General features: G+C 71.6%; 23 protein-coding genes and 1 pseudogene. 7 read left to right on the forward strand and 17 right to left on the reverse strand.

Annotated elements, in window-relative coordinates:
* The 16 genes and pseudogenes from ABZS71_RS32895 to ABZS71_RS32970 form a co-directional block, all read right to left on the reverse strand.
* Nucleotides 1-177 (reverse strand): annotated as a pseudogene (locus ABZS71_RS32895) (4-hydroxy-3-methylbut-2-en-1-yl diphosphate synthase); the annotation flags it as partial.
* A 4-nt stretch (nucleotides 178-181) separates the two neighbouring features.
* Nucleotides 182-1,204, reverse strand: coding sequence for an adenosyl-hopene transferase HpnH (hpnH, locus tag ABZS71_RS32900; protein WP_355859438.1), 1,023 nt, complete (start codon nucleotides 1,202-1,204; stop codon nucleotides 182-184).
* Nucleotides 1,155-1,910, reverse strand: a complete 756-nt coding sequence (locus ABZS71_RS32905; RefSeq protein ID WP_355859440.1) for a 1-hydroxy-2-methyl-2-butenyl 4-diphosphate reductase — start codon at nucleotides 1,908-1,910, stop codon at nucleotides 1,155-1,157. Before ABZS71_RS32905 ends, hpnH begins: the two co-directional genes overlap by 50 nt.
* A complete protein-coding gene (gene shc / locus ABZS71_RS32910; RefSeq protein ID WP_356215933.1) occupies nucleotides 1,910-3,853 on the reverse strand; it encodes a squalene--hopene cyclase in 1,944 nt (647 codons plus the stop codon). The genes ABZS71_RS32905 and shc overlap by 1 nt, the downstream gene beginning before the upstream one ends.
* Nucleotides 3,854-3,958: 105 nt before the next feature.
* Entirely contained in the window at nucleotides 3,959-5,056 is a 1,098-nt protein-coding gene (locus tag ABZS71_RS32915; RefSeq protein ID WP_355859444.1) for a polyprenyl synthetase family protein, read from the reverse strand.
* A complete protein-coding gene (gene hpnE, locus ABZS71_RS32920) occupies nucleotides 5,053-6,468 on the reverse strand; it encodes a hydroxysqualene dehydroxylase HpnE (protein WP_356215958.1) in 1,416 nt (471 codons plus the stop codon). The genes ABZS71_RS32915 and hpnE overlap by 4 nt, the downstream gene beginning before the upstream one ends.
* An 80-nt stretch (nucleotides 6,469-6,548) precedes the next feature.
* On the reverse strand, nucleotides 6,549-7,511 hold the full coding sequence (gene hpnD / locus ABZS71_RS32925) for a presqualene diphosphate synthase HpnD (RefSeq protein WP_356215936.1): 963 nt from the start codon (nucleotides 7,509-7,511) through the stop codon (nucleotides 6,549-6,551).
* Nucleotides 7,508-8,371 (reverse strand): squalene synthase HpnC, encoded by an 864-nt coding sequence (gene hpnC / locus ABZS71_RS32930; RefSeq protein ID WP_356215961.1) that lies wholly within the window; start codon nucleotides 8,369-8,371, stop codon nucleotides 7,508-7,510. Before hpnC ends, hpnD begins: the two co-directional genes overlap by 4 nt.
* Before the next feature lie 398 nt (nucleotides 8,372-8,769).
* The gene (locus ABZS71_RS32935) at nucleotides 8,770-9,489 is read right to left on the reverse strand and encodes a TetR/AcrR family transcriptional regulator (RefSeq protein ID WP_355859448.1); all 720 of its coding nucleotides are present in this window, start codon (nucleotides 9,487-9,489) and stop codon (nucleotides 8,770-8,772) included.
* A gap of 616 nt (nucleotides 9,490-10,105) precedes the next feature.
* The gene (locus tag ABZS71_RS32940) at nucleotides 10,106-10,948 is read right to left on the reverse strand and encodes an ABC transporter ATP-binding protein (protein ID WP_356215938.1); all 843 of its coding nucleotides are present in this window, start codon (nucleotides 10,946-10,948) and stop codon (nucleotides 10,106-10,108) included.
* A complete protein-coding gene (locus tag ABZS71_RS32945; RefSeq protein ID WP_356215941.1) occupies nucleotides 10,941-11,879 on the reverse strand; it encodes an ABC transporter permease in 939 nt (312 codons plus the stop codon). Before ABZS71_RS32945 ends, ABZS71_RS32940 begins: the two co-directional genes overlap by 8 nt.
* A gap of 80 nt (nucleotides 11,880-11,959) precedes the next feature.
* The gene (locus tag ABZS71_RS32950; protein WP_355859472.1) at nucleotides 11,960-12,832 is read right to left on the reverse strand and encodes a glycosyltransferase; all 873 of its coding nucleotides are present in this window, start codon (nucleotides 12,830-12,832) and stop codon (nucleotides 11,960-11,962) included.
* Between the two features lie 11 nt (nucleotides 12,833-12,843).
* Nucleotides 12,844-13,530: a CDP-alcohol phosphatidyltransferase family protein gene (locus ABZS71_RS32955; protein ID WP_356215964.1), complete on the reverse strand. Its 687-nt coding sequence runs from the start codon at nucleotides 13,528-13,530 to the stop codon at nucleotides 12,844-12,846.
* 73 nt (nucleotides 13,531-13,603) lie between these two features.
* Entirely contained in the window at nucleotides 13,604-14,677 is a 1,074-nt protein-coding gene (locus tag ABZS71_RS32960) for an iron-containing alcohol dehydrogenase family protein (protein WP_355859454.1), read from the reverse strand.
* Entirely contained in the window at nucleotides 14,665-15,402 is a 738-nt protein-coding gene (locus tag ABZS71_RS32965; protein ID WP_355859456.1) for a phosphocholine cytidylyltransferase family protein, read from the reverse strand. Before ABZS71_RS32965 ends, ABZS71_RS32960 begins: the two co-directional genes overlap by 13 nt.
* A complete protein-coding gene (locus ABZS71_RS32970; protein WP_355859476.1) occupies nucleotides 15,399-17,312 on the reverse strand; it encodes a DUF5941 domain-containing protein in 1,914 nt (637 codons plus the stop codon). The genes ABZS71_RS32965 and ABZS71_RS32970 overlap by 4 nt, the downstream gene beginning before the upstream one ends.
* Nucleotides 17,313-17,583: 271 nt before the next feature.
* Here ABZS71_RS32970 and galE point away from each other — a divergent pair, with 271 nt between their 5' ends.
* The 3 genes from galE to idi all read left to right on the forward strand — a co-directional run bounded on the left by galE (nucleotide 17,584) and on the right by idi (nucleotide 20,329).
* Nucleotides 17,584-18,579, forward strand: coding sequence for a UDP-glucose 4-epimerase GalE (galE, locus tag ABZS71_RS32975; RefSeq protein ID WP_356215944.1), 996 nt, complete (start codon nucleotides 17,584-17,586; stop codon nucleotides 18,577-18,579).
* A 111-nt stretch (nucleotides 18,580-18,690) separates the two neighbouring features.
* Nucleotides 18,691-19,635, forward strand: a complete 945-nt coding sequence (locus ABZS71_RS32980; protein WP_356215947.1) for a cation diffusion facilitator family transporter — start codon at nucleotides 18,691-18,693, stop codon at nucleotides 19,633-19,635.
* A gap of 64 nt (nucleotides 19,636-19,699) precedes the next feature.
* Nucleotides 19,700-20,329 carry an isopentenyl-diphosphate Delta-isomerase gene (gene idi / locus ABZS71_RS32985; protein WP_356215949.1) on the forward strand — a complete coding sequence of 210 codons (630 nt, stop codon included), beginning with the start codon at nucleotides 19,700-19,702 and terminating at the stop codon, nucleotides 20,327-20,329.
* A 50-nt stretch (nucleotides 20,330-20,379) separates the two neighbouring features.
* Here idi and ABZS71_RS32990 read toward each other — a convergent pair whose 3' ends face one another.
* Nucleotides 20,380-20,874, reverse strand: a complete 495-nt coding sequence (locus ABZS71_RS32990; RefSeq protein WP_355859462.1) for an ATP-binding protein — start codon at nucleotides 20,872-20,874, stop codon at nucleotides 20,380-20,382.
* A 282-nt stretch (nucleotides 20,875-21,156) separates the two neighbouring features.
* Here ABZS71_RS32990 and ABZS71_RS32995 point away from each other — a divergent pair, with 282 nt between their 5' ends.
* From ABZS71_RS32995 to ABZS71_RS33010, 4 genes are all read left to right on the forward strand, one after another.
* Nucleotides 21,157-21,933: an enoyl-CoA hydratase/isomerase family protein gene (locus ABZS71_RS32995; RefSeq protein WP_356215952.1), complete on the forward strand. Its 777-nt coding sequence runs from the start codon at nucleotides 21,157-21,159 to the stop codon at nucleotides 21,931-21,933.
* Between the two features lie 166 nt (nucleotides 21,934-22,099).
* Complete coding sequence (locus ABZS71_RS33000) at nucleotides 22,100-22,963, forward strand: hypothetical protein (RefSeq protein WP_355859466.1); 864 nt, start codon at nucleotides 22,100-22,102, stop codon at nucleotides 22,961-22,963.
* A gap of 608 nt (nucleotides 22,964-23,571) precedes the next feature.
* Nucleotides 23,572-23,715, forward strand: a complete 144-nt coding sequence (locus ABZS71_RS33005; RefSeq protein ID WP_355853952.1) for an LPFR motif small protein — start codon at nucleotides 23,572-23,574, stop codon at nucleotides 23,713-23,715.
* 109 nt (nucleotides 23,716-23,824) lie between these two features.
* Complete coding sequence (locus tag ABZS71_RS33010) at nucleotides 23,825-26,101, forward strand: Tex family protein (RefSeq protein WP_356215955.1); 2,277 nt, start codon at nucleotides 23,825-23,827, stop codon at nucleotides 26,099-26,101.
* The last annotated feature ends 31 nt before the right edge of the window (nucleotides 26,102-26,132 follow it).

A 26,132-nucleotide genomic window follows, 5' to 3' on the forward strand; every position in this document is an offset into this window, starting at 1 on the left:
CTGCAGCGTCGCACCGATATCCGCCGTCACCGTCGTCGTCATGGACTGCACGGAGATCGGAGCATCCCCGCCGACCGCCACCGACCCGACCTGGAGGCGGCGGGAGGGGCGGCGCGGTGCGAGCGGCCTGCCCGGCAGGGCGGGCAGGCCGAGTGAGACCGGTTCCCCTGAGCTCATGGCGTCACCGGCCCCCTGTGGCGGTCTCACGGGCGGCGCGCAGGGACTCCTTGAGGGAGCCCATGGTCGCCAGGACGGCGGTGGGCTCATAGCCGCAGTGCGCCATGCAGTTGTCGCAGCGCGGGTCCTTGCCACGGCCGTACTTGTCCCAGTCCGTCTCCTCGACCAGCTCGCGGTAGGTCGGGACATAGCCGTCGCTCATCAGATAGCAGGGGCGCTGCCAGCCGAAGAGCGAGTAGTTGGGGATGCCCCAGGCGGTGCACGGGAAGTCCGTCTTGCCTTCCAGGAAGTCCAGGAAGAGCGGGCTGTGGTTGAGCCGCCAGCGCCGGCGGTTGCCTCCCGCGAACGCCTTCTTGAACAGCTCGCGGGTCTGCTCGACGCCCAGGAAGTGCTCCTGGTCGGGCGCCTTCTCATAGGCGTAGGCAGGCGAGATCATCATCTCGTCCACCTGGAGGTCGTCATTGAGGAAGTTGAGCACCTCGATGACGGTCTGCGGGGTGTCGGTGTTGAAAAAGGTGGAGTTGGTGGTGACCCGGAAGCCGCGCTCCTTGGCCTCCTTGATCGCCGCCACCGCCTCGTCGAACACCCCTTCCTTCGCCACCGATTCGTCGTGCCGCTCGCGCAGCCCGTCGATGTGCACCGCGAACGCGAAATACGGGGAGGGGGTGAACAGGTCAATCTTCTTGCGCAACAGCATCGCGTTGGTGCACAGGAAGACATACTTCCGCCGTGCCACCAGCTGCCGTGCGATCTCGTCGATCTGCGGATGCATCAGGGGCTCACCGCCCGCGATGGAGACCATCGGGGCGCCGGACTCCAGCACCGCGCCCACGGCCTGCGCGACCGGCATGCGCTGCTTGAGCACGCCCGCCGGATGCTGGATCTTGCCGCAGCCCTCGCATTTGAGATTGCATGCGAAGAGCGGCTCCAACTCCACGATCAGCGGAAACTTGTCCCGCCGCTTGATCACTTTCTGGTCAAAGAGATACGTCGCGACCCGGATGGTCTGGCGGAGTGGCATGGCCATCTAGCTCACCTCCTGGGAGTAGCGAAGAACGGTGCCAGTGAAAGAAAGCGGGAAGGACAGTCCGTAGTACCCGGAAAGCCGATATTCCACCGCGCAGTGTCCCGATACGGACGAGTTCATGTTCAGGAGCGTCCACGATCACCCGTACGGCCGCAACCGGACGGACACCGTGGCGCACGGCGGTGCGCAGTGTCGCGGCGGACTCCATGTCCGCCGCGATCGCGCCGGTGGTGTACAGCGCGGCCCGCTCCGCGCCGCGCACGACATGGTCGGACCCGACGACCGGGCCGAGGTGGACGGACCTCCCAGGGCCCGTCCGGTGGAGACGTGACAGGGCGTCCGCGAGGATCCGGCTGCCGGTGCAGCGGGTGCGGCCCGCCGGGTCGCGGGTCTCGTCGGCGACGACGAGGTCCCCCGGGTGCATCCCGGGGGCCAGACCGGCGCAGAAGCCGGTGGCGATGACGGCGGTGTGCGACGGCCCCTCCTGTCCCGCTCCCCCGGCTTCCCCGAACCCTCCGGACGCCCCCGACAGCGCCCGGCTCACGGCGCGCTCGGCCGACTGCGGCCCCATGCCCGTCCGCAGGACGGTCACGGGCCCGGCGGCGGCCCCCAGGTCGCCGCGCCGCAGGGCGAACCGCTCGATGCCGAGCGCACAGGCGATCAGCAGCGGCGCGCCGCCGGGGTCCGGGGCCGGGTCGGCGGACATCAGGAGCTCCGCGGACGTGCCCCGGTGGCCTCGCCGTGGACATACCGCCCGAGCGCCGTGAGCGGGAAGACCTGCCGGTACAGGTGGTAGTTGATGGAGAAGTCCCAGGGGAAGCCGGTGCCGGTGAAGTACGGCTCGTCCCAGGACCCGTCGTCCTCCTGGGTGGCCGTGAGCCAGGTGACCCCGCGCTCGACGGCCTTGCTCTCCCGCTCCCCCGCCGCCAGCAGCGCGAGCAGCGCCCATGCGGTCTGCGAGGCGGTGGAGGCGCCCCGGCCGATCCACTCGGGGTCGGGGTAGGAGCGCTGGTCCTCGCCCCAGCCGCCGTCCTCGTTCTGCACGCTCTCCAGCCAGCGGACCGCGCGGCGGACCGCCGGATGGGAGGCGGGGACCCCGGCGCTGATGAGGGCGGGGACGACGGAGCCGGTGCCGTAGACGTAGTTGGTGCCCCAGCGGCCGAACCAGGCGCCGCCGGCCTCCTGCTCGGCCAGCAGCCAGGCGATACCGCGCCGGGTGCGGGCGTCGTAGGACCGTCCCTCGTGGGCGAGCATCTCGACGACATGGGCGGTGACATCGGCCGACGGCGGATCGATGACCTCCCCGAAGTCGCAGAACGGCAGCCGGTTGGGGAGCGGGCTGGTGTTGTCGGCGTCGAAGGCGCCCCAGGCGCCGTTCTTGGACTGCATGCCGAGCGTCCAGCGCATACCGCGCCGCACGGCCGCCTCGATCCGCTCGGGCTCGGGGTGGTCGACCCGGCGCAGCGCCAGGATGACCTCGGCGGTGTCGTCGATGTCCGGATAGTTGTCGTTGTGGAATTCGAACGCCCAGCCGCCGGAGGGCAGGGCGGGCCGCTTCACGGACCAGTCGCCGGGCCGGTCGATCTGCTCGGCGAGCATCCAGTCGGCGGCCTTGACCAGCGCCGGGTGGGCGGGGTCGAGGCCGGCGTCGGCGAGCGCGATGGCGGCCAGACAGGTGTCCCAGACCGGGGACTGACAGGCTTCGATCATCCGGCTGCCGTCCTCGCGCCAGACGGCGAAGCGGTCGAGCGAGGCGAGCCCGGCGCGCATCACCGGGTGGTCGAGGTCGTAGCCGAGGAGGTGGAGGGCGATCACGGAATAGACGGCGGGTGGCTGGATGCCGCCCCAGCAGCCGTCGTTCTCCTGGCGCTCGACGATCCAGCGGGCGCAGGACCGCAGCGCGGCCCGGCGCAGCGGCCGGACGGCGACCTTGCGATAGGCGTGCAGGGCGCGGTCCAGGCGCTGGAAGGCGCCGTCCCAGGAAGCGGCGGGGGCCGGCGGGCGCGGCGGGTTGGGCCGCCGGGGATCGGTGTGGAGCTCGTCGAGGGGGAAGGGGGCCGGGCGCACCGGGCGATGGGCCGAGACGATGGTGAGCGGCACGATGGTCTGCCGCGCCCAGCAGCCGAAGTCGTAGATGTTGAGCGGGAACCACTTGGGGAAGTAGATGATCTCCGGTGGCAGCTCGGGCAGGTCCTCCCAGCGCCACCAGCCGAAGAGGGCCAGCCAGATACGGGTGAACACCCGGCTGTTCGCGATGCCGCCCCGGGCGCGCACCCACGCGGAGGCGGCGGCCATATGGGGCGCGTCGGGCTCGTCCCCGGCGAGCCGCAGGGCGACATACGCCTCGATGGTGGTCGAGAGCTCGGGCGGGCCGCCGTGGAAGGTGGCCCAGGTGCCGTCCGCGCCCTGCTGGGCGCGGAGGTGGCGGGCCGCGGCGTCGAGCGTGGCGGGGTCCTGGATGCCGAGGAAGTGCCGGAGCATCAGGTCTTCGGCGTCCATGGTGACGTTGGTCTCCAGGTCGCCCTTCCACCAGCCGCGCTCGTCCTGGCGGGACAGCAGATGGTCCACCGCGCGGGCCGTCGCCTCACGGGCGATCACTAAGGTCTCGGACTCGGATGGCTCGGAGGGTTTGATAGTGGTCGCTGTCATGGCTTCCCCTCTGCAGTGTCAATCTGCCGTCGTTGGGGCCTCCGTCGGCCGGCACCCCGGCTGGGCGCCGGCCGGCGACTGTGAGCTATGCGCGGTCGATGATGATCATCTCTCTCGTACGACGACGAAGTCGGCGAGCGCCACGAACCGCTCTCGTACCTGGGCGGGCATGTCCACCGTGTTGAGCGCCTCGATCGCGGTCGCGTGCTGCCTGCGGGCCTCCTGGGAGGTCCAGTCCCGGCCTCCGGCTTGTTCGATCAGCGCCGCCCGCGTGGCGAATTCCTCCTCGGAGAAGTCGGCGAACTCGGCGTCCGGCTTGTGCGCGTCGGCGGCGAGGATCCGGGCGAGGCGCTCGGAGTCGGGGCCGCCCGCCGAGAGGGCGGCGACCACGGGCAGGGACTTCTTGCGCTGACGCAGATCGCTCCAGGTCTGCTTGCCCGTCGCGTCCGGGTCGCCCCAGATGCCGAGGATGTCGTCCACGGCCTGGAAGGCGAGCCCCAGGTGGTAGCCGTAGCGCTCCAGGGTGTCGGCGGTGCGGTCGTCGGCGCCGCCGAGGACGGCACCGATGGAGGCGGCGCAGGCGAGCAGCGCGCCCGTCTTGTTGCCCTCCATCTCCAGGCACTCCTCGACGGTGACCCGCTCGCGGTGCTCATAGCTGATGTCCTGGGCCTGGCCGTCGATCAGTTTCCGGCTCGCGGAGGTGAGCCGGCGGGTCGCCCGACCGGCCTCCGCGGTCCCGAGCTCCAGCAGTATTTCGCTGGCCAGGGCGAAGAGCGCGTCCCCGACGAGGATGGCCTGGGCCGGGCCGTGCACCTTCCATACGGTGTCCCGGTGGCGGCGCTGCTCGTCGCCGTCCATCAGGTCGTCGTGCAGCAGCGAGAAGTTGTGCACCAGCTCGACCGCGACCGCGCCGGGCACCCCGGTCTCCGGGGCGGCGCCCGCCGCCTCGGCCGACAGCAGCGCGAGCGCGGGACGGACGGCCTTGCCGCCGTCGCCCTCGGCCGGGTTGCCCTCGGCGTCGATCCAGCCGAAGTGGTACGCGGCGACCGTGCCCATGGGCGGGGCCAGCCGGCCCACGGCGGCACGCAGCACCGGCGTGGCGAGCGTGCGTCCGCGCTCCAGCAGCGCCATGACGCCTGCGGTGTCGACAGCTGGGGTCGCCGGGGTCACGGTCTCTCCTCTGTTTCCTGTGGTCGTGCTCATGCCGCCTCCTTGGGCGTCCCCCCGCCAGAGGCGGGGAGCGGATTCAGATGCGGGCGGCCGATGTCGGAGAGGGCCGTGCGGGCGGCGGAAAGACCGCTGCGCACGGCGCCCTCCATGGTCGCGGGCCAGCCGGTGGCGGTCCACGCACCGGCCAGGTAGAGGCCGCGCGCGTTGGTGGAGGCGGACGGCCGCAGCCGCCCGACGCCGGGGACGGGGGCGAAGGTGGCGGTGCGCTCCCGGGTGACGAAGAAGTCCCGCACCCGTGCGCCGCGGGCGGGCGGCAGCAGCCGCTCCAGCTCGGGCAGATAGCGGGCGCGCAGCTCGGCGACCGGACGGTCGATCTCGTCGTACGCGGCCGACTGCGAGACCGCCAGATACTGGCTGTCCCCGGCCCCGGGCGCGTCCCCGAGCCCCGAGGCCGCCGTACGGTCGAAGACCCACTGGACGGGAGAGCCGAGCGCGGCGAAGAAGGGGCGGCGCAGCACCGTGCGGTCGTAGATCACATGCAGATTGAGGATGGGCGCGGTGCCGATGCGCAGCAGCCGGTCCGGATCGTCCAGGGCACCGTCGGGGAGCAGGGCGTGCGCATCGCGCTGCGGTACGGCGAGCACGACGGTGTCCGCGTCGCCCGGCGCCTCGCCCGGCCGCTCGCCGGTGCGCACGCTCCAGCGGCCCTCGGGGGTGCGGGTGAGGCCGGTCACCCGGGTGCGCAGCCGGGTCCGTACGCCCGCCGTGTCCAGGGCCGCGCGGGCGAGGGTGTCGTGCAGCTCGCCGAGCGGGACGCGGGCCCAGCCGATGTCGGCGGCACCGGGCTCGGAGAGCAGCCCGGTCTTGAAGACCATCGCGGCAAGGCCCAGCGAGGCGTGCTCGGCGGTGGCGTTGAGCGTGGCCACGCCCACCAGGTCCCACAGGGCCTCGACGGCGCGCGGCGACTGGCCGTGGCGGCGCAGCCAGTCCGCGAAGTCCACCCCGTCCAGCGCCGGGTCCTGGGGGTCCAGCCGCCCCAGGGCGAGCGCGGCGCGGCCCACCCGGGCGCGCTCGGCGAGCGAGAGATGGGGGTAGGTGGCGAGGCCGGCGGACAGATGCAGCGGAACCGGCAGGGCGGTGCGCCGCAGCCGGCCGAGCCGCCGCCCGCGCCGCCCGTTCGCGTCCAGCACGGGGACGTCCAACCGGGCCTGGAGCGGGGCGAGTCGGGCGGCGCCGACCCGGTCGAGGAACCACTGGTACGCGGTGCAGCAGCGCAGATGGACATGCTGGCCGTTGTCGACGGTCAGCTCGCCCGCCGGGGAGGAGCGGTGGAAGGAGAAGGCGAGACCGCCGAGCCTCGGGCGCCCCTCGAGCAGCGTGACCCGCAGCCCGGCGTCGGCGAGCGTGAGCGCCGCGGCCGTCCCCGCGAGCCCCCCGCCGATCACGACCGCACTGGGGGCCCCTTCTTTGGGCTCGCTCGCGGCGCGACCTGCGGCGGTGGGGCCGAGGCCAAGGGTGGAGTGGGTCACACCTGCCTCCCAGCGCCGCTGCGCGCGACGGCCCGGGCGTCGAGCCCGGCCAGCCCGCGCACGGCGACATACGCCTTCTCACGGCCGGGCAGCGAAACGCGGCCGCGCAGGACGGCCGCGGGATCACAGGCGATCCGCTCCAGAAGTCTGCGGTAGATGCCCGCCATGGCGGCCACACACGCGCCACTGCGCCGGTCCAGCATGGGCAGCAGCCGGAAGCCCTCGGCGAAGAGGGCCCTGGCCCGCCGGACCTCGAAGTGCACCAGTCCGGTGAAGTCGGCGTCGGGCGGGGCGGTGGAGCTGCGGAACGCGGCGGAGCAGCCGAATTTGGCGAGGTCGTCGGCGGGGAGGTAGGTGCGCCCGGCGGCGGCGTCCTCGCGGACGTCCCGGAGGATGTTGGTCAGCTGGAGGGCGAGCCCGAGGGTGTCGGCGTACTCCGGGGCGCGCCCGAGCTCGTCCTCGCTGTGGCCCGCGCCGGGCACGGTGCCGAACACACCGAGCGAGAGGCGTCCGATGGCGCCCGCCACACAGCGGCAGTAGACCTTGAGCTCGTCCCAGGTCTCGTAGGTCTGCCCGGCGACGTCCATGAGCACGCCGTCGATCAGCTCGTCGAGCCCGCCGAGCGGGATCGGGAAGCGGTGCGCGGCGTGCGCGAGCGCCACGGCGACCGGGTCGGTGTCGTCCTCCTTGATCCCGCCGCCCCGGATCCGGCCGAGCAGGGCGCGGGTCTCGGCGAGCCGGGCCCGCTTGGCTTCGGGGTCGAGGGCGCCGTCGCCGATGTCGTCGACGCGGCGGGAGAAGGCGTAGAGCGCCGACATCGCGTGGCGCTTCTCGGTCGGCAGCAGCCGGATGCCGTAGGCGAAGTTGCGGGCCTGGTGCCCGGTCACGGCCTCGCAGTAACGGTACGCCGCGAGCACTGGCGCGGACGCGTGCGGAGATCCGTTCACGGTCCGGCTCACCCCTCTCTTCGCAGTGTCGCCCCCACCTCGCGCAGCAGGCTGAGCTTGGTGGGCCTGGGCGGTCCAGGGAGTACGTCATGTCCCGCGGCCGCGACCGCCCGCAAGGCGGCCCGCCCCCCGGCCACGAATCCGGCAAGCAGCACCTTCAGCCTGCCGTGGACGCTACCCACCAGGGGGGTGCCTTCATTCAGCAGGGCCACGGCGCGTTCGGCCTCGTACGCGACCAGTGCGCGCACCGATGCGCCGCCCCGGGGGGCGGCGAGGTCGGCCTCGGTCACCCCGAAGCGTTTCATGTCCTCGGCGGGCAGGTAGATACGGTCCCTGCGCAGGTCCTCGGCGACGTCCTGCAGATGCTCGACGATCTGCAGGGCGGTGCAGATCGCGTCGGAGCGGCGGATCCGCTCGGGGCTCGCGGTGCCGGTGATGCCGAGGACGAGCCGCCCCACCGGGTTGGCGGACAGCTCGCAGTAGTCCAGGAGCTCCTGGTACGTGGCGTACCGCCGGACCCGCTGGTCCTGCCGGTTGGCCTCGATCAGGCCGCGGAAGGGCCCAGGGGTGAGCCCATGGCGGCGGACGGTGGGGCACAGCGCGCGCAGCAGGGGGTGGCGTGGCACCCCGGACGGCTGGAAGACGCGCTCCAGATCGGCCTCGAACGCGTCGAGCATGGCGAGCGCGTCGTCCGCCCGGTCGCGGTCGAGCCCGAGCAGCTCGGCGTCGGCGCCGCCGGGCGGCAGATCGCCGTCGCCGATGTCGTCGACCAGCCGGGCGTAGCCGTAGACGGCCATGAGATCGGTTCGCCAGGCACGGGGCACGAAGAAGGGGGCGACGGGAAAGTTCTCGTGCGCGGCCTTGTCGAGCACGGCACGGGTGGCTTCCCGCCCGCCGGTCGGGCTCGTCGACGTGGTATGGGACCCGCTGCGCTCGTCCTCCACGGTCACCGTGGACAGCCAGGCGTACGGGCGAGAACCAGGACGCCGCGCGGATCCCGGCGACCGGGCCCCGCGGCAGCGCTGGAGATGGGCCGTGTAGCCAATGCCGTCACATCCCCCGTTCTACACCGGTTAGCAAGATCGGCACGATCCGGACACGCCGCGCCGCCATGTCAAGGGCCTCCGGCCCCGAGCCCCCGAACAGGGGACAAGGGTCCGGTTCCGACATGATCCGGACGGGCGTTGCTACAGCTTACGCCTCTCGGTGTACAGGCGTACGGGGCTACACCCGTCCGTGACCTCGCCCGGGTGACGGCTGGGTGACCTCTTCAGGTGACCTCTTCGTAGAACTCGGCGATGCCCAGCACGGCGCACAGATCGCGCAGCTCGAACTCGAAGAAGGACTGCCCCTCGGCCAGGGCGAAGGACATATGGCCGAGCGCCTCCATGGAGATCACCCCGTACAGCCGCACCCAGCAGCGGAGCATGACGGCGATGGCACCCGGCGGCATCTCGACGCACTGGTCCTCGCTGAGCGCCGCCAGCGAGCGGGCGAGCCCGGGGGCGAGCTCGTCCTCCGCGGGGGCCGGGAAGCCCCGCACCCGCCACAGGCCGGAGACCAGATCGGAGAAGACGGAGCCGAAGACCCAGCCCATATGGCGCTCCGGCTTGGTCTCCTCCCGTCCCAGGCCCGGCGCCCACGGCCCGAGGATGAGCCCGAACTCATGAGGATGCTTGATGGCCCAGACGCGCAGCGCGCGGGCCCCGCTGATCAGTCTGCGGCCGGGCTCTTCCTCGGGATGCTGTCCGAGGACCCCGCGCATGTAGCGGGCCATTTCCTCGAAGATGTCCACGCGCAGCTGAAGGATGAGCGCATCCCGGCTGCTGAAGTAGCGATAGACCGCCGGCGCGGTCATGCCCATCTCACGTGCGATGGCCCGGATGGTCACATTTTCCGGGCCCTCCTGAACCAGGAGCGTCCGAGCGACGTCCTTGATTTCACGGATGGTCGCGATGCGCAGCCGCTCGCGCCGTGAGTACGGCGCCACGTGCGCTTCCCCTGGCGACACGCGTCCCCCTCCCTGATGCCCCACCGCTCGACGCCGCTCCACAACCCCGGCGTACAGGCACACGATACAGCGCCTCCGTTTAGTGAACAGCGGCAGCGGCGGCACCTTCGGTTCACCGCCCCGTTCACCGGCCGGGCCGCCGGCCGGAGGAGGCACCTCACCGGCCGCATCCCGGGTCCGCTCCGGTGCCGCGGTCCGCCGGTCCGGGGCGTACGGAAGAGCCTCGGACGTCTCTTCGCGGATAATCCGTACGAAGGGTGAACCACATGATGAACAGGTGTTCCGATCCTCCATCCCCGGCTCCTCAACGGAAGATGACCCACCGGTCAACCTTCCCGACCGAGACGCCCCCGCACGTCTTCCGCATGTCTTCCGTATGTCTTCGGCATTCTCATCCGCACCATGACGAGAAGCGTTTTCTCAGAACGCGACTCCCACCATTCAGCGGTTCAATCGCGGTATCTCCGGCCGGGTCGGCCGCGCGAATCCGGTGCGTATTCTCCCGGTGGCACGGTCGAGGACAACAGGCCCCGCCGGATTGCTCCGGCGGGGCCTGATCGTCTACAGGGCGCCCTCTACGCGGCACGGAGGACGGCTACTTGCCCGTCTCCTTCTCGTACGCCTTGATGACCTCGTCGGTCGGGCCGTCCATCAGCAGCTCGCCCTTCTCCAACCACAGCACCCGGTCGCAGGTGTCCCGGATGGACTTGTTGTTGTGGCTGACGAGGAAGACCGTTCCGGCGTCCTTACGGAGCTCGCGGATGCGGGCCTCGGAGCGCTTCTGGAACTTCCGGTCACCGGTCGCCAGCGCCTCGTCGATCATCAGCACATCGTGGTCCTTGGCCGCGGCGATCGAGAAGCGCAGCCGGGCCGCCATGCCGGAGGAATACGTACGCATCGGCAGCGTGATGAAGTCGCCCTTCTCGTTGATGCCCGAGAAGTCGACGATGTCCTCGTAGCGCTCGCGGACCTGCTCTCGCGACATGCCCATGGCCAGTCCGCCGAGTATGACGTTCCGCTCACCGGTCAGATCGTTCATCAGCGCCGCGTTCACGCCCAGCAGCGAGGGCTGGCCGTCGGTGTAGACCTTGCCGCGCTCGGCGGGCAGCAGCCCCGCCACGGCCTTCAGCAGGGTCGACTTACCGGAGCCATTGGAGCCGATCAGACCGATCGACTCACCCCGGTAGGCGACAAAGGTGACACCGCGTACCGCGTGCACCTCACGCATGCCCGGCGCGCCCTTACGGCGCAGCATGCGACTGAGAGCGGCCGTGGCGCTGCCCCTTCCCTTGGGCCCGCCGTTGACCCGGTAGACGATGTGCACATCGTCGGCGATGACGGTGGGCACCCGCGCTCCGGCGAGGACCGACGGGGTGACATCGCCCGCCTTGTCCGCCTTGTCCGCCTTGGCGGCTTTGTCGAGAGTCTGCTCAGCCACGGCCGTACTGCTCCTCTGCCTTCCAGAAGTACACGAAGCCACCGACACCGAAGAGAACCGCCCAGCCCAGGGCCAACGCCCAGACATGCGGCGGCAGGTTCGCCTTGGTGTAGTCGTCGATCAGCGCGTACCGCATCAGGTCCATGTACACGGCGGCCGGGTTCCCCAGCATGGCGTCGGAGATCCAGCCGCTCGCCCCCGCCCGCTCGAGCGTAGTCGCCAGCGGGAACATCACGCCGGAGGCGTACATCCAGGTACGCAGGATGAAGGGCAGCAGCTGTGCGAGATCCGGGGTCTTGGCCCCCAGCCGGGCCATGATCAGCGAGAGGCCGGTGTTGAAGACGAACTGCAGCGCGAGCGTCGGAATGATCAGCAGCCATGCCAGAGCCGGGAAGTGCCCGAACCCCAGCAGGACGACGCCCAGCACGATCATCGAGAACATCAGCTGCTGGAGCTGCTGGAGCGCGAAGGAGATGGGGAGTGAGGCTCGAGGGAAGTGCAGGGCCCGCACCAGCCCCAGATTCCCGGAGATCGCTCGCACACCCGCCATGGCCGAGTTCTGGGTGAAGGTGAAGACGAACACACCAGTCACCAGAAACGGGATGAACTCGTCCTTCGGCATGCCCCGGTTACTCTTCAGCAGCAGGCCGAAGATGAAGTAGTACACCGCGGCGTTCAGCAGCGGGGTCGCCACCTGCCACAGCTGGCCGAGCTTGGCCTGGCTGTACTGGGCAGTGAGCTTGGCGGACGAGAAGGTCACGATGAAGTGGCGCCGCCCCCACATCTGCCGGACGTACTCACCGAGGCCCACCCGGGCGCCGCTCACCGAAAGCCCGTACTTCGTCGCCAGCTCGGCCGGGGACAGGCCGTCGTCGGGTGATGGCGGGGCGGCACTCACGGCGACCGCACCGTCGTGCGTAGTCTCGCTCACAGTTGACACTTTCGTCTTCAGGGTGCGCTGAGCGGGGCCGCGCCCCGGGTCGCGCCCGATGCTCTTCGGATACGAGCTTGTCAGATGACAGGAGGTCGGCCCAGTCGGGTCAGGCGCCATACCGTACGCCACTTCATGGGGCGGCGTGGACCACAGGGTGCCTTCCAGCCTTCCCGGAACCCTCCCAACCAGGCCCGAAGTGCGGTTTTGGAGGGACGCCTGGCCAGTGTGAGCAGCAGCCAGACGCCCAGATACACGGGAACGAGCAGGGCGGGAAGGTTTCTCCGGGCCAGCCAGACCCGGTTGCGGGCCACCATCCGGTGGTAGACCGCGTGCCTGCTCGGCGCGGTGGTCGGATGGTGCAGCACCATGTCCGACCGGTAATCGATCATCCATCCGGCGTCCAGCGCCCGCCAGGCGAGATCGGTCTCCTCATGGGCGTAGAAGAATTCGTCCGGCAACCCTCCGACCTGCTGAAACACGGTGGTACGCACCGCGTTGGCACCGCCCAGGAAGGTGGTCACCCGGGACGACCGCAGGGGGTCGGAGGCGCGCAGCCGGGGCACATGGCGACGCTGCGTGACACCGGTCTCGGGGTCGGCGATACGGAAGGAGACGATGCCGAGCTCCGGATCGGCGGCGAACGCCTGACGGCACAGCTCGGCCGTGTCCGTGCCCGGCAGCAGCCCGTCGTCGTCGAGGAAGAGCAGCACATCGACATCGGACCCGCCCGGTCCGAACGCCTCGATGCCGACATTGCGGCCCGCCGGGATGCCCACGTTCTCGGGCAGCTCGACGGTCCGTACGCCGTCGGGAAGCGTGGGCAGCGGCGAGCCATTGCCCACGACGACCACCTCGATCGGGTCACCGTCCTGCTTGGCGACCGAGTCGAGCAGCGCGCGCAGCTCCTCGGGGCGGTTGCCCATCGTCAGGACAACCGCTCCGACCCGCAGAGTGCCTTCGGTCACTTGAGCCTGCTCGACGCGAGGATGGACACCAGATGAAGAAGAGTTTGCACGATGGCGATACCGGCGAGTACCGCTACGCCCAGCCGGGTGAAGAAGAGGTCACCCCGGACCATATCGAGAATCGCGACAAACAGAATGAAAAGTGACGCTTCAACACCACCGACCAGCCGGTGGAACTTGAGCGCCGCCGCGGCCTTACGGGCCACCGCGAGCCCCGAGGAGCGCGGCACCGCCGCCTCGTCCTTGACGGCCGGCAGCCCGCTGCGGGCGCGCGCCACGTCCACCAGATCGGTCTCGGCCTTGATGAGGATCGCGCCGAGGGCGGCGAGCGTGCCGAGGAAGGCCCACTCCCAGTGGGTGCCCCCCTCCTGGTGGAAGAGGTCCGTGGCCCGGACGCCGAACCCGACCAGCAGGGCCGCCTCGGAGAGGTAGTGGCCGATCCGGTCGAGATAGACGCCGGTTATCGAGGTCTGCTTGCGCCAGCGCGCGATCTCGCCGTCGACGCAGTCCAGCAGCAGATAGATCTGGATGAGGACGGCGCCGAGCAGCGCCCCGGCCAGGCCCGGCACCAGAAGTGCCGCGCCCGCCAGGACGCCCGCGACCACCATCAGATAGGTGAGCTGGTTGGGGGTGATCCTGGTGTTCACCAGGTACCGGTCGCAGCGCAGCGAGATCTCTCGCATGTACAGGCGCCCGGCCCAGTGCTCACCGCTCCGCCGGTCCTTCACCCCCTCGGGGTGAACGACCGGACGGAGTTCAGCCACTGATGGCTTGACTGACTGCTTTGGCATAGTCGGCGTATGCGTCCCTGATCGCGTCGGATGAGAGGTCAAGGTGCTCCAGAATCGTGTAGCGCCCGGGGCGGGTCTTCGGAGCGAACTCCACGACCTGGACGAACTCGTCCACGGTGAAGCCGATCTCCTCGGGCAGTACGGGCAGACCGTGCCGGTGCAGCACCTCGGCCATGTACGCCGACTCCTCGTGCGCCCCGCGCAGATGCATCGCAAACGCGGCGCCCAGACCGCACTGCTCGCCGTGGCTCGCCGCGCGCTTGGGGAAGAGGAGGTCGAAGGCGTGGTTGATCTCATGGCAGGCACCGGACGCCGGGCGGGAGTCCCCCGCGACCGACATGGAGATACCGGTGAGCACCAGGCCCTCGGCCAGCACCTGGAGAAAGCCGTCCTCGCCGACGCCGCCGGGGTGGCGCAGCACGGCCTCGCCGGCCTGACGGGCCATCGCGGCCGCGAGGCCGTCGATCTGCTCGCCCTTCTCCCGGTTGGCCAGCTCCCAGTCCGCGACCGCGGAGATGTTGGAGAGGGCGTCGCCGATCCCGGAGCGGACGAAGCGGACGGGCGCCTCCCGGATCACATCGAGGTCGATGACCACGGCGATCGGGTTGGGCACTCCGTACGAGCCGCGGCCCGCGTCGTTGTCGAGGGTGGCGACCGGTGAGCACAGACCGTCGTGCGAGAGGTTCGTGGCGACGGCCACCAGCGGGAGGCCGATGCGCGCCGCGGCGAACTTCGCACAGTCGATGATCTTTCCGCCGCCCAGGCCCACGACCGCGTCGTAGTGCCCCGACTTCATGGCGTCGGCGAGCTTGATCGCGTCATCCAGGGTGCCGCCGCCGACCTCGTACCAGCTCGCGCCGGGCAGGGCAGGCGCCAGCCGCTCGCGCAGCACGGCGCCGGAGCCGCCGCTGATCGCGATGGCCAGCTTGCCGGAGGAGGAGATCCGCTGGTCGGCGAGGACCGCCGCCAGGTCGTCCAGGGCCCCTGGACGGATGTCGACGACGACCGGCGAGGGGATGAGCCTCGTCAGTACTGGCACGCGATCTCACGGCCCTTCGCCAGGTCGTCATGGTTGTCGATCTCGACCCACTTGATGTCGCCGATGGGGGCCACGTCGACCTTGAAGCCGCGGTTGACCAGCTCCTGGTAGCCGTCCTCGTAGTAGAGGTCGGGGTCGCGCTCGAAGGTGGTCTTCAGCGCGTCCGCGAGGTCGGCTGCGGCCTCGCCCTCGATGAGGGTGACGCCGATGTACTCGCCGGTCGCCTCGGCCGGGTCCATCAGCTTGGTGATCTTCTGGACGCCCTTGGCGGGGTCCGCGACGACCTTCATCTCCTCGTCGGCGAGCCGCTTCACCGTGTCGAGGGCGAGGATGATCTTCTGCCCGTTGCCCCGCGCGGCCAGCAGGGTCTTCTCGACGGAGACCGGGTGCACGGTGTCGCCGTTGGCGAGGATCACGGTGTGCTGGATCGCGTCACGGGCGCACCACAGGGAGTAGGCGTTGTTCCACTCCTCGGCCTTGTCGTTGTCGATCAGCGTGAGCTTGAGGCCGTACTTCTGCTCCAGGGCCTCCTTGCGCTCGTACACCGCCTCCTTGCGGTAGCCGACGACGATCGCGACCTCGGTCAGGCCGACCTCCGCGAAGTTGCCGAGGGTCAGGTCGAGGACGGTCGTGTCGCCGTCGACGGGCACCAGGGCCTTGGGGAGGGTGTCGGTGTAGGGGCGCAGACGCCGTCCAGCGCCGGCCGCCAGCACGAGGCCGATCATGCGGGTTCTCCTGTTTCGTCGTGTACAGCGGGTGCTCCGGAGGACACCCAGAAGCGGATGCTCTCGATGAGCACCGCCAGCGCGAGGGCCGCCGCGAGAGCGGTCAGCGCGATGGTGAAACCTTGGTTCTGCTCGTACAGCAGGGCAGCGGTGGCCGTGACCACCAGGATCCGCCCCTCGTGCCCGCCGATCGCCCGCACCAGCCAGTGCGGGGGCGCCCCGGTGCCACCGCGGATGCGGTACACCGTGTCGTAGTGATGGTAGGCGACCGCCGCAACCAGCCCGAAAGCCGCCGGCAAGGCACCGTTAACCCCCGAGCGGGCCGCCAGGATCAGGATCGTGCCGTATTCGGCGACGCGGAAGACCGGCGGCACCAGCCAGTCGAGCGGGCCCTTGAGGGGCGCGCCGACGGCGATGCCCGCACAGACGGCGTAGCCGAGGGCGGCCCCGGGGAGGACCCACGAGCCGACGTCGAGCACGGCGGCGAGGGAGAGCAGCGGCGCGGCGCCGACGACGGCCAGGCCGGGCGCCCGGTACGGGTACGCCCTGCGGCCGGACACCCTGGCGACCAGCTCGCCGAGGGGCCCGGAGTCCGCGAGGTCGGCGAGGGCGCGCACCGCCCGGTCCGTACGCCGCGCCCGGCGGGTCAGCGAGCGCAGCACCCGGCCGGCGGTGGTGTAGCAGGCGGCCAGCGCACAGCCGACGATCAGCGCGTAGAAGGTGATCCGGGGCGTGGTGAACGCGGTCAGCACGGCGATCATCGCCCAGCGCTCACCGATCGGCAGCACGATCATCCGGCGCACCCAGACCGTCCAGCCGACGCTGTCGAGGCGGTCGGAGAGGGCGGCGGTGGGGCTGGTGTTGCCGGTGGCGTCGTGGTTGGCCTCGTTGAAGGAGAAGTCCACGACATGGCGGCAGCTCTGGAGCACCATGGCGCCGAGCGCGAGCGCCCATACGTCATCGCCGCCGCGGGCGGCGCCGAGGGCGAGGCCCGCGTAGTAGGCGTACTCCTTGGCCCGGTCGAACGTCGCGTCCAGCCAGGCGCCGAGCGTGGAGTACTGCAACGAGTAGCGGGCCAGCTGGCCGTCGGTGCAGTCGAGCACGAACGAGGCGATCAGCAGCACCCCGGCCGAGATGAACCCGGGCCGGGTGCCGGTGGCGGCGCACGCCGCCGCGACGATGGCGGTGAGCAGGGAGGCGGTGGTGACCTGATTGGGGGTCAGTCCGCGCCGGGCGCACCAGCGGGCGATATAGCGGGAGTAGGGGCTGATGCAGAAGGTCGTGAAGAACCCGTCCCGCGACTTCACGGCGCTGCGCAGCCGCACCCGCTCGTCGTCCACGGCATCGGTGGCCGCCCGCGCCGCGGCCCGCCGGTCCGCGTCCGCGGGCACGGCAGCGACGAGCACACCGAGCTCCGGCCGGTGCGGGGGGACGCCTTCGGCGTCGAGAGCGGCGGCGAGGTCGTCGACCAGCGAGTCATCGACGACGGCGACCGCGTCGTCGGTCACCGTCCCGGCCGCGCCGAGCGCGCCCGCCGTGGCCTCATCCCGCTCGGCGGAGCCGAGGGCCGGGGCGGGGGCGGCGCCGGTGGACGCCGCACCACCACTCCCCGAGGCCCGCGCCGTGACGGCGCGGGTCAGGGCGGCCCTGGCGTCCGCCTGGACGGCGAGCGCTCCGGGGATGGCGGCGGCGGGGAAGCGGGGGTCGGTCAGAGCCAGGCGCAGGGCGTGGACGTGGCCGACGAAGCGGGGGTCGACGACCGCCACCCGCTCGCGCACCGGGACGGCTGCGAGCTCCGACGCCACCGCGGCGGCGTCGGCCGCCGTGCGCACGTGGAAGCCCAGCGACCGCAGGTCGTCCTCGAGGGACGAGCCGGCGACCGGGACACCGGTGAGGATCGCGGTCGACAGACGAACTCACTCCTTGGCAACTGACATGGTGGCCACGCCGGGCTGGCACCTGGCCTGGGCCCTCCGGGCAACGGGCATCGCACGGCCCCGGCCCCGCAGGGGGCGGGCGGCACGTCGGCAGAGGCTATCGGATCGATGGAAGCGCCCGTTCACCGCACATTCACCACACGATCGGGGGAACGACCGCTTCCACGCGCCGACGATCATCATGGTGGATGGCGGCAGCCCCCGACAAACGGCCCCGGTAACGACGCATGGGTAGGGTGCGGTCATGACATGGCTGATCACAGGTGGTGCCGGATATATCGGGTCGCATGTCGTGCGGGCCATGGCCGAGGCGGGCGAGCCGGTGGCCGTGCTCGACGATCTGTCCAGCGGCGTCGTGGAGCGGCTGCCCAAGGACGTTCCGCTGGTGCGCGGGTCCACGCTCGACCGTGAGCTGCTGGACCGTACGTTCGCCGAGCTGGGCGTAAGCGGTGTAGTGCATCTCGCGGCGAAGAAGCAGGTCGGGGAGTCCCTGGAGCAGCCGCTGCGCTACTACCGCGAGAATGTGCACGGGCTCACCATGCTGCTGGAGGCGGCGGTCGCGGCCGGTGTCGGCAGCTTCCTCTTCTCCTCCTCCGCCGCCGTCTACGGCATGCCCGATGTGGAACTTGTCACCGAGGACACCCCGTGTCTACCGATGAATCCGTACGGAGAGACCAAGCTGGCCGGAGAGTGGCTGGTCAGAGCGGCGGGCGCGGCCCACTCCCTGTCGACGGCGTGTCTGCGCTACTTCAATGTGGCGGGCGCCACCCGCCCCGAGCTGGCCGATACCGGAGTGTTCAACATCATCCCGATGATGTTCGAGCGGATCACCCGGGGTCAGGCCCCGCGGATCTTCGGTGATGACTACGCCACCCCCGACGGCACCTGTATCCGCGACTACATCCATGTCGAGGACCTGGCCACCGCCCATCTGGCCGTGGCCCGCCGGCTGGCCGCCCAGACGGCGCGGCGGGAGCCGGGCGATCTGACGGTGAACATCGGCACCGGGCAGGGCGTCTCGGTGCGCGAGATGGCCGATCTGATCGGCGAGATCACCGGCCGCCCGGAGCTCGCCCCCGTCGTGGAGCCGCGCCGGCCGGGCGATCCGGCACGCGTCGTCGGATCGACGGAGCTGATCGCCAAGGAGCTGGGCTGGCGCGCCCGGCACGAGGTGCGCGCGATGGTGGAGTCGGCGTGGGAGGGATGGTGTCTGCACCACCCCGAGGCCCGGCGCGGGTGACGCTCGCCGCCGCCCCGAGAGGCGTGCCGCGGCGCGGCTGACCGGGCCGCGGCCCGCCGCCGTAGTTCACTGGTGACAGGGGATCGCGGCGCGGGAGGAGGCCGTCCGCACATGGGCCGTACGCACGCGGGCGCGGGTCACGACCACGATCACGGCCGCGCCCTCGCCACCACGGGCGCCGCCCACCGATGGCGGCTGCGGATCGCGCTGGGCATCACGCTCACGGTGATGGCCGTGGAGATCGTCGGCGGCCTCCTCGCCGACTCGCTCGCGCTGCTGGCGGACGCGGGCCATATGGCGACGGACGCCCTGGGCCTGGCCATGGCGCTGTTGGCGATCCACTTCGCGGGCCGTCCGCCGAGCACGCGCCGTACCTATGGCTTCGCCCGCGCCGAGATCCTGGCGGCGCTCGCGAACTGTCTGCTGCTGCTCGGTGTCGGCGGCTACATCCTCTGCGAGGCGCTGCTGCGGTTCCTGACCCCGGCCGCCACCGAGGGCGGTCTGACGATCGTCTTCGGCGCGATCGGCCTGGCGGCGAACGTGGTGTCGCTGGCCCTGCTGAGGGGCGGGCAGCGGGAGAGCCTGAACGTCCACGCCGCGTTCCTGGAGGTGCTGGCGGACGCGCTGGGCTCGGTCGCGGTCCTGGTCTCGGCGGGGATCATCCTGACGACCGGCTGGCAGACGGCCGACCCGATCGCCTCGCTGCTCATCGGCCTCATGATCGTCCCGCGTACGTACCGACTGCTGCGCGAGACGCTGAACGTCCTGCTGGAGGCGGCGCCGCGGGATGTCGACATGGACGCGGTACGCGCCCATATCCTCGCCCTCCCCGGCGTCGAGGGGTTGCACGATCTGCACGTGTGGACCATCACCTCGGGCATGCCGGTGCTCTCCGCGCATGTGGTGGTCAGCCCGACGGTGCTGGGCTCGGTGGGCCACGAGCGGATGCTGCACTCTCTTCAGGGCTGTCTCGGGGAGCACTTCGACGTAGGTCACTGCACGTTCCAGCTGGAACCGGGTGGGCATGCTGATCACGAAGCCAAGCTGTGCCACTGACACCGGCAGGGGGCACATGTGCGGCAGACTGGGACGCTCAAGAGACGGAACTATGAGGATGGTCATGCCGATCACACCCCCCAACGGCCGCTCCGCCGAGACCGCCGCGCCCGCCGCGCCCGCCGCGCCCGCCGCGCCGAACGGTTCGGCAGAACAGATCATGCTTGAGCTGGTCGACGAGGACGGCACGACGATCGGCACCGCGGAGAAGCTCTCCGCGCACCTCGCGCCCGGCCGGCTGCACCGGGCGTTCTCCGTCTTCCTCTTCGACGACGAGGGGCGGCTGCTGCTCCAGCGCCGGGCGCTGGGCAAGTACCACTCCCCCGGCGTCTGGTCGAACACCTGCTGCGGCCACCCCTACCCCGGCGAGCCGCCGTTCGCGGCCGCCGCCCGGCGCACCGGTGAGGAGCTGGGCGTAGCGCCCGCGCTGCTGCGCGAGGCGGGCACGGTCCGCTACAACCACCCGGACCCGGCGTCGGGCCTGGTGGAGCAGGAGTACAACCACCTCTTCGCGGGGCTGGTGCGGGAGGCGCCGCGCCCGGACCCGCAGGAGATCGGCGAGACCGCCTTCGTCACCCCGGACGAGCTGGACCGGCTGCGCGCGGAGGGCCCGTTCTCCGCGTGGTTCATGACCGTGCTGGACGCGGCCCGCCCGGCGATCCGCGAGCTCACCGGGGCGGCGGCAGGCTGGTAGCCCCACCGGTGGCCCGCGCCGCGGTCAGTGCCGCGTCAGCGGGGACCTCGCTATCGGGCGAACCCCGGCTGCCGCGGCCCTAAGGGCAGCGCGGCCCAGACGACCTTGCCGCCGCTCGCCGTGTGGTCGACGTCGTAGACGCCGCCCGCCTCCTCCGCGAGCACCTGGACCAACAGCAGTCCGCGCCCGCCGGTCCGGCCCTGGTCCGCCATCAGTGCCACCGGACGGTACGGGTGGTTGTCCTCGACGGCCACCCGCACCCAGTCCTGGCCGATGGACACCTCGACGGCGATCTCCGGGGAGAGCAGCGCGGCGTGCCGTACGGCATTGGTGACCAGTTCGGAGACGATCAGGAGCAGATTCTCCACCAGATCGTCATGGGCGGGCACCCGCTGATGGATCAGCAGATCGCGCACCGCGTGCCGCGCCTGCGGCACGGAGGAGTCGATGGCCGGGGCGGTGAACCTCCACACCCCTTCGTAGTCGACCGACCTGCGGGGCGGGGCATGTCCCGGTTCGGAGGGGACTCTCCCGACGATCTCCATGTCCGATACCCACCCATCGCCACGGTTCGACCACTCACGTCGAGTGTTGGGAATGCTTTGGTACGGACCGACGAAGTGACCACAACTTAGCGCTTATCGACCGCTTTTGATCATTGGCGTATGCCAGGGTCACGCGCTCGACTGATCCTGCTCGCCTGGATTCCGACCATGGTGACTATTCCTTGACCCGGCCGGACGCCCCCGGCCCCACGCCCCAGCGCCTCACGCCCCACCGGGCGCCCCCGCCGGAGCCCTTCGCGCTGCCCGGATACGATCCGCCGCATGGAGCCCTGCCTGCAGCACGCCGTCGCCGACGGCATAGCGACCGTCGTCATCCGCAATCCCGCCAAGCGCAATGCGATGACCCCGGACATGTGGCGCGCGCTGCCCCCGCTGCTGACGCGGCTCGCCGCCGACCCCGCCGTACGGGCCCTGGTGCTCACCGGCGACGGGGACACCTTCTGCGCGGGCGCGGACATCGGCTCGCTGAGCGCGACGTACGAGGAGACCACGGGGCTCGCGCTGCCCGCCGAGGAGGCGCTGGCCGCCTTCCCCAAGCCGACCCTCGCCGCGGTGCGCGGCTACTGCGTGGGCGGCGGCTGCCAGCTGGCGGCCGCCTGCGATCTGCGGTTCGCGGAAGAGGGCGCCCGTTTCGGGATCACCCCGGCCAAGCTCGGCATCGTCTACTCCCCCGGCTCCACCCGCCGGCTGGTGGAGCTGATCGGCCCGGCCGCCGCCAAATACCTGCTGTTCTCGGGTGAGCTGATCGACACCGACCGGGCGCTGCGCACCGGTCTGGTGGACGAGGTGCTGCCGGCGGCCGGGCTCGACAAGCGGGTCGCGGAGTTCACGCGGGTGCTGGTGTCCCGGTCGCAGCTCACTCAGGCGGCGGCGAAGGAGTTCGCGGCCGTGCCCGCCGATCCGGGCCGGGTGGCGTACTGGCGGGAGCAGGCGCGGGAGAGCGGGGAGACCGGCGAGGGCATCGCCGCCTTCCTCGGACGCCGCGCCCCGCGCTTCGGCTGGACGCCGCCGGCCGGGTGGACGCCGCCGGCCGGCTGATCGCGCCGGGGTGGGTGGACGCTGCGGGCCGGGCGAACGTCGCGGGTCGGCCGATCGCCGTGGGCGGGGTGATCGTCGCGGGTCGGCCGATCGCCGTGGGCGGGGTGATCATCGCGGGCGGGATCCGGCCTTCCGCCCTCCCTTACCTGCCGGTAGCGTGCGGCCCATGACCTCACTCGCCCCGCGCGCCGCCCGGCGCTGCTACACCGTCGTCAACCCGCTCCACTCGGCCTTCTACTTCGCCCCGGACTACGGCCAGGAACTCGCCCGGCTGGGGCTGGAGGAGCGCGGAGCCGTCTATTTCGTCGGCCGTGCGGCGGCGTTCGGCCGGGTGGGCGCGGGGACCGTCACCGCGACCTTCTACAACTTCAACCACGAGTTGGTCGCCCGCCATATCCCCGCCGCGTGGGACGTGGTCTCCCCCGAGGCCGCCCTCGAGGCCCGGCTGCGCGCAGCCGACTCGGTGCTGCGGCGGGTGCTGGGCGAAGACGCCATCGCCTCCAAGGAGATGACCGAGGCCGCGGAGCTGGCGCTGCGCGCCACCGAGGCGTGTTCGCGCTACGCGCGCCCCCTGTACGCCGCCCACGCCGACCTGCCCGTCCCGGACGCCCCGCACCTGGCGTTCTGGCACGCCGCCACGCTGCTGCGCGAGCACCGCGGCGACGGCCATCTGATGACGCTGGTCGGCGCCGGACTGGACGGGGTGGAGGCGCTGGCCAGCCATGCGGCGAGCGGCAAGGGCATGTCCCCCCAGTGGGTTCTGAGGACCCGCGGCTGGAGCCCCGAGGAGTGGGCGGCGGGCCAGGAGCGGCTGCGCGAGCGCGGGCTGCTCACCGCCGACAACGAGCTGACGGAGGCGGGTACGGAGCTGCGCCGGGTGCTGGAGGACGAGACGGACCGCCTGGACGCGGCGCCGTACGAGCACCTGGGCGCGGCGGGCGTGGCCCGGCTGACGGAGCTGGCCGGGGCCTTCACGACGGCGGCCATGGCCGGCGGCGCGTTCCCCGCGGACCTCATCGGCAAGGGCTGACCGCAAGCCCCACCGAGGCCGGCACGGGCCTCCCCCACGGCCCGCGCCGCCCTCCGCCAACGGAGCACGGCCTCCGGAGCGAGCTGACGTGGGTCCTGCCCGAGGACGTCGCACGGGCGCCGGGCCGGGCGGGGCGGGCACGGGCCCGGGCCTCCCCGCGCCACCCGGGCACAGGCCCCGGCCTCCCGCGCCGCCCGGCACCGGCCTGGGCCTCCCCGCGCCACCCGGCACCGGCCCGGGCCTCCCCGCGCCACCCGGCACCGGCCCGGGCCTCCCCGCGCCGCCCCTCCGCCAACCGGGCACGGGCCCCGGCGCCGGCTGACGCGGTCTTGACCCCGGGCATCGCCGCCGCGCGGCGCGTACCGGCGGGCGCGGACGGGGCACGGGCCAAGGGTCCCCGCGGCGGCTGACGTGGTCGCGACAGTGGGTCGGGTTTGCCGATTGTCTTGCGGGATACCCGACTGCTGTGCGCGATCGGCCGCCCGGCACCGGGCGCTCCAACCGCGCGCCGCGTACGCCGGCGCTTGCCCGTGCTCCGCGTGCGTACGGCGCCCGGCGGCGGCTGCCGGTCCGATCGCCGACCTGACCCGACCCGATGGGAGCTCCCTGTGTTCCGCGCCATCGCCGATGTCCTCCGCGCCATCGGTTCGACGCTCGCCGCCGTGGTGACCCTGCCTTTCCGGGCCGTGGCCCGCCTCTTCGGCGGAGCCTCGGACGCGACGGGCGGCACACGCCGCCGCGGGCACGTCTGACACCCGTCTCCGACTCTCCCGGCCCGCCGTAATACGTCGGCCGCGACCGCTTCGTCAGTGCCACCTGCCACAATGCAGAGGCAGTGCATACCGAAAGCGGAGCGTGATCGTGACGACGTCCATCGAAGGCAGGATCGCCGAGGAACTCGGCGTACGGGAGCGGCAGGTCAAGGCCGCCGTCGAGCTGCTCGACGGCGGCTCTACCGTGCCGTTCATCGCGCGCTACCGCAAGGAAGCGACGGAGATGCTCGACGATGCGCAGCTGCGCTCCCTGGAGGAGCGGCTGCGCTATCTGCGGGAGCTGGAGGAGCGGCGTGCCGCGATCCTCGACTCCGTCCGTTCGCAGGGCAAGTTGGACGAGGCGCTGGAGGCGCAGATCCTCGCCGCCGACTCCAAGGCCCGGCTGGAGGACATCTATCTGCCCTTCAAGCCGAAGCGGCGTACAAAGGCGCAGATCGCGCGCGAGGCCGGTCTGGAGCCGCTCGCGGACGGGCTGCTCGGCGACCCGGCCGTGGAGCCGACGGCCGCCGCGGCCGCCTTCGTGGACCCGGAGAAGGGCGTCGCGGATCCCGCCGCCGCGCTGGAGGGCGCGCGGGCCATCCTCACCGAGCGGTTCGGTGAGGACGCGGACCTCATCGGCGAGCTGCGTGAGCGCATGTGGTCGCGCGGCCGGGTCGCCACCAAGGTGCGGGAGGGCAAGGAGGAGGCGGGCGCGAAGTTCGCCGACTACTTCGACTTCGCCGAGCCGTTCACCGAGCTGCCCTCGCACCGGGTGCTGGCGATGTTCCGCGGCGAGAAGGAGGAGGTCCTCGACCTCACCCTGGAGCCGGAGGAGCCGTCCGATGAGCCCGGCCCCACCTCGTACGAGCGGTCCATCGCCCACCGCTTCGGCATCGCGAACCGGGGCCGCCCGGCCGACAAGTGGCTGGCCGACACCGTGCGCTGGGCCTGGCGCACCCGCGTGCTGGTCCACCTCGGCATCGATCTGCGGCTGCGGCTGCGCCAGGCCGCCGAGGACGAGGCCGTCCGTGTCTTCGCCGCCAATCTGCGCGATCTGCTGCTCGCCGCCCCGGCGGGCACGCGCGCCACGATGGGCCTGGACCCCGGCTTCCGTACGGGCGTGAAGGTGGCCGTCGTCGACGCGACGGGCAAGGTGGCCGCCACCGACACGATCTATCCGCATGTCCCCCGCAACCAGTGGGACGCGGCCCTCGACAAGCTCGCGCGGCTCGCGCGGGAGCACGATGTCGAGCTGATCGCGATCGGCAACGGCACGGCGTCCCGCGAGACCGACAAGCTGGCGGGCGAGCTGTGCGGAAAGCATCCCGAGCTGAAGCTCACCAAGGTGATGGTCTCGGAGGCGGGCGCCTCCGTGTACTCAGCCTCGGCCTTCGCCTCGCAGGAGCTGCCGGAGCTCGATGTCTCGCTGCGCGGCGCCGTGTCCATCGCCCGCCGGCTCCAGGATCCGCTGGCCGAGCTGGTCAAGATCGATCCGAAGTCGATCGGGGTCGGCCAGTATCAGCACGATCTGTCCGAGGTGAAGCTCTCGCGCTCGCTGGACGCCGTGGTCGAGGACTGTGTGAACGGTGTCGGGGTGGACGTCAACACCGCCTCCACCCCGCTGCTCAGCCGGGTCTCGGGCATCGGCAGCGGGCTTGCGGAGAACATCGTCGCCCACCGCGACGCCAACGGCCCCTTCCGCAGCCGTAAGGCGCTCAAGGACGTCGCCCGGCTCGGCCCCAAGGCGTACGAACAGTGCGCGGGCTTCCTGCGCATCCGCGGCGGCGACGACCCGCTGGACGCCTCCAGCGTCCACCCCGAGGCGTACCCGGTGGTCCGCCGGATGGTCGGCTCGGCGGGCAGCGACGTCACCACGCTCATCGGCAACACCGCGGTGCTGCGCGGGCTGCGGCCGGAGGACTTCGTGGACGACGCCTTCGGTCTGCCGACCGTCACCGACATCCTCAAGGAGCTGGAGAAGCCGGGCCGCGACCCGCGACCCGCCTTCAAGACCGCGACCTTCAAGGAGGGCGTCGAGAAGATCGGCGACCTCGCGTCCGGGATGATCCTGGAGGGCGTCGTCACGAACGTCGCGGCGTTCGGGGCGTTTGTGGACATCGGCGTGCATCAGGATGGTCTGGTGCACGTGTCCGCGATGTCCAAGACGTTCGTCAAGGACACGCGGGATGTGGTGAAGCCGGGTGACATCGTGCGCGTGAAGGTCCTGGACGTCGACATCCCCCGCAAGCGGATCTCGCTGACACTGCGTCTGGACGACGAGGCGGGCGCGGCGTCCGGCGGCGGCCGCGACCGAGGCGAGCGCGGCGAGCGCGGCGAGCGCGGATACCACTTGTCCGTCCCGCGTTTGCGGCGCCACTGGATGTGAAACCCCAGGAAGTCGAACCCCTCGCTCAGGT

This window comes from Streptomyces sp. NPDC005393 (assembly GCF_040606675.1).
GTDB lineage: Bacteria > Actinomycetota > Actinomycetes > Streptomycetales > Streptomycetaceae > Streptomyces.

What these genes read in the sequence shown, in the direction of transcription:
- hpnH (WP_355859438.1), bottom strand. Translation starts at nt 1,204, where the DNA reads ATGGCCATGCCACTCCGCCAGACCATCCGGGTCGCGACGTATCTCTTT.
- ABZS71_RS32905 (WP_355859440.1), bottom strand. Translation starts at nt 1,910, where the DNA reads ATGTCCGCCGACCCGGCCCCGGACCCCGGCGGCGCGCCGCTGCTGATC.
- shc (WP_356215933.1), bottom strand. Translation starts at nt 3,853, where the DNA reads ATGACAGCGACCACTATCAAACCCTCCGAGCCATCCGAGTCCGAGACC.
- ABZS71_RS32915 (WP_355859444.1), bottom strand. Translation starts at nt 5,056, where the DNA reads ATGAGCACGACCACAGGAAACAGAGGAGAGACCGTGACCCCGGCGACC.
- ABZS71_RS32955 (WP_356215964.1), bottom strand. Translation starts at nt 13,530, where the DNA reads ATGCGAGAGATCTCGCTGCGCTGCGACCGGTACCTGGTGAACACCAGG.
- ABZS71_RS32965 (WP_355859456.1), bottom strand. Translation starts at nt 15,402, where the DNA reads ATGATCGGCCTCGTGCTGGCGGCCGGCGCTGGACGGCGTCTGCGCCCC.
- galE (WP_356215944.1), top strand. Translation starts at nt 17,584, where the DNA reads ATGACATGGCTGATCACAGGTGGTGCCGGATATATCGGGTCGCATGTC.
- ABZS71_RS32980 (WP_356215947.1), top strand. Translation starts at nt 18,691, where the DNA reads ATGGGCCGTACGCACGCGGGCGCGGGTCACGACCACGATCACGGCCGC.
- idi (WP_356215949.1), top strand. Translation starts at nt 19,700, where the DNA reads ATGCCGATCACACCCCCCAACGGCCGCTCCGCCGAGACCGCCGCGCCC.
- ABZS71_RS32990 (WP_355859462.1), bottom strand. Translation starts at nt 20,874, where the DNA reads ATGGAGATCGTCGGGAGAGTCCCCTCCGAACCGGGACATGCCCCGCCC.
- ABZS71_RS32995 (WP_356215952.1), top strand. Translation starts at nt 21,157, where the DNA reads ATGGAGCCCTGCCTGCAGCACGCCGTCGCCGACGGCATAGCGACCGTC.
- ABZS71_RS33000 (WP_355859466.1), top strand. Translation starts at nt 22,100, where the DNA reads ATGACCTCACTCGCCCCGCGCGCCGCCCGGCGCTGCTACACCGTCGTC.